Raw genomic sequence first — 2,976 nt, forward strand, 5'->3', positions numbered from 1 at the left:
GGTTTGTGGGGCTTCATTTTTTCTATCATCCAGCCAAAAACAGGCTGCTGGAAATCATACCCGGATCCAAAACATCAGCGGCAGCGCTGGCCGCAGCCCGAAAATACGCCAAGCTGACCGGTAAAACAGACATTCTCGTAAAAGATGCGCCGGGCTTTGCTGTGAACCGTTTTTTTCAACCCTTTCTCAACGAGGCCATTCGCGTCCTGGACGAGGAGATTGCCAACATTCCCACCATTGAAAAAGCCGCCATGGATTGTCTGGGAATCGGCATGGGGCCCTTTGAGCTCATGAATGTCACGGGCATCCCCATCGGCTATCACACCCAGAATACCCTGCACGGGAAACTTGGGGAATTTTATGCTCCGGCCAAAGGGCTGGTCGCTCAGTTCACGTCCGGCGAAGCATGGAATCTGGCGGGGGAGATCGAAGCGGACAAATTCGATGCCGTCAATGACCGGCTGCTGGGCTCCATCTTTTTCACCACCACCTCGCTGCTTGATGAGGGGGTTACGGATATCATGGATGCCGATGTGGGCGCCAAAGTGGGGCTGCGGTGGCGCAAAGGCGCATTCGAGATCATGAATGAACTGGGTATCGAAAAGGCCTTTGCGCTGGTCGAATCCCTGCTGAAACCCTATTTAAAAGTCGCCGCTCCCGGTGTTCTGGCGGCCCAGAAAGCAAAGGGACTTCCCTGGGATGTCCGCTATGTCAAGTATATTCAAGATGGAAGCGTGGGCAGGGTCAGGATCTCACGGCCCGATGCCTTGAATGCGCTCAACCAGGCTGTGGTCAAGCAACTGGACGAGGCATTCCGGAAGGCGGAGGCCGACCCGCAGACGAAGGCCATCATCATCGAAGGCGCCGGCAAGGCGTTCGTGGCCGGTGCGGACATAAAGTTTTTTGTCGACTGCATCAAACAAGACCGTATTGCCGACAATTATGACTTCACCTCCTATGGGCATGAGGTGTTGAACCGCATTGATGACAGTCGAAAAACCGTTGTTGCCAAAATGGAGGGCCTCGCGCTGGGCGGTGGTCTGGAGCTGGCCATGGCTGCGGATGTCATCGCCGCAACGCCCAAGGCTGTCATGGGATTTCCGGAAACCGGCATCGGCATTTACCCGGGATTGGGCGGAACGCAGCGGACCAGCCGTCACGTCGGAATAGAACTGGCAAAATACCTTGTCTTCAGCGGGCGGATTCTTTCAGCCAAAGACGCCGAGGCCATCGGTCTGGTGGATTACATATTTGAGGCCGATGAAATCGATGAAAAAATCCTTGGGCTGATCGAATCCGGGCGAATGACGGCCAATAAGGGCCGCGGGAGGGACGATCTGCCGGAGGATTGGAAAAAGATAAAGGATCTTTTTTCAGACCTTGATATAACGGACTGGCTGGAGGGGAAATATCTCGACAGTGATGATCCGCTGGTTGCAAAAACAGCCAAAATCATATCAACCAAAGCGCCCCTGGCATTGAAATTTGCAAACCGCATCATGGATGCGGGTTATGGAAAACCTTTGAAGGAAGGGCTCAAAGAGGAACTCGCCCATCTGAATGAGATATTTTCGACAAAGGATGCCCTGACAGGCTTGACCAATGTCGGCAGGAAAGGTATTAGCTACGAAGGAAAATAAACCCAACTGCCGGTTATAAGCCCGTAGCAAAACAAAAAAGAGGGTAGCGGGTTGGAGCCCCGGCCATAACAGAAAGGAGACGGTTCACCATGTTGACAAAAGCGTACATTCCTTACAAAGGGTATTATGCATCCCCCTTCAGCCGCTGGCAGATGAGCCTGGCCAATGAAAATGCCATAAGCCTGGGTGCTAAAACAGCCCGAAGATGGTTTCTGGCAAGCGATCTCGACCCGACGGTGCTGGACTATATGTATTACGGCATTACCATTGCCCAGCACCATATGTTTTACAGCCACACCTGGGCGTCCGCCCTGCTGGTTGACAACCAGAAACCCCTGCCGGCGCTGATGGTGAATCAGGCCTGCACCACCTCAACCACCTGTATCCATCTCTGCGCTGTCAATATCGAAGCCGGGACCTATGAAACAGCCTATGCACTAATGTCCGATCGATGCTCCAACGGCCCTCACACGGTCTGGGCCAATGCCATGACACCGGGGGGTGAGGTGGAATCTGAAAACTGGATGATGGACAACTTCAACGGCGACCCCAATGCCGGACTGAAGATGATTCAGACGGCGGAAAACGTTGCCAGGGAGGCCGGCATTACGCGAGAGGAATGTGATCAGGTCGCCTTGAGGCGTTATGAGCAGTACCTGGATGCACTGGCGGATGACAGGGCATTTCAAAAACGATATATGTTTCCGGTGGAATACAGCGTCAGTCGTAAGAAGACGGCGCTTCTGGAAGCGGATGAGGGCATTACCCCCTCCACGGCGGAAGGGCTTGCCAAGCTCAGGCCGGTTGAGCCGAATGGTGTCCTGACATTCGGGGCACAGACCCATCCGGCAGACGGCAACTGCGGATTTATCGTCACCACCCGCGACAAGGCCAGGGCCATGAGCAAGGACCCGGAAATCGAGGTTCAGATTGTATCCTACGGCTTTGCCAGGGTCGACAGAGGCTATATGGCGGCCGCACCGGTACCTGCAGCGGAAATGGCGTTGAAAAAGGCCGGCCTTACGGTCGGCGACATCAAAGTCATCAAGACCCACAACCCCTTCGTGGTCAACGACATCAACATGGCCAAAAAAATGGGAATGGATGTGATGAACATGAACAACTACGGCAGTTCCATTGTGTATGGCCATCCCCAGGCGCCCACCGCCGGCCGCCTGATCGCCCAGCTTCTGGAAGAGCTGGTTATTCTGGGTGGCGGCTACGGACTTTGGGCAGGCTGTGCTGCAGGGGATACGGCTGCAGCGATGATATTCAAGGTTGGTTAGCAGCTGACAGCCTGCATGAAGTTTGACTGAACTTTATGCAGGCCGGTTCA

At 54.4% G+C, this 2,976-nt stretch carries 2 protein-coding genes; both read left to right on the forward strand.

All coding sequences use genetic code 11. The annotated features are described in order from the left end of the window. Positions 1 to 1,640 (forward strand): 3-hydroxyacyl-CoA dehydrogenase/enoyl-CoA hydratase family protein (locus R6V78_RS09125; RefSeq protein ID WP_410289041.1); only part of this gene is annotated, 1,640 nt, incomplete at its 5' end. 89 nt (positions 1,641 to 1,729) lie between these two features. Continuing rightward, complete coding sequence (locus R6V78_RS09130) at positions 1,730 to 2,926, forward strand: thiolase family protein (protein ID WP_410289042.1); 1,197 nt, start codon at positions 1,730 to 1,732, stop codon at positions 2,924 to 2,926. The last annotated feature ends 50 nt before the right edge of the window (positions 2,927 to 2,976 follow it).

This window comes from Desulfosarcina sp., from assembly GCF_046496365.1.
GTDB lineage: Bacteria > Desulfobacterota > Desulfobacteria > Desulfobacterales > Desulfosarcinaceae > Desulfosarcina.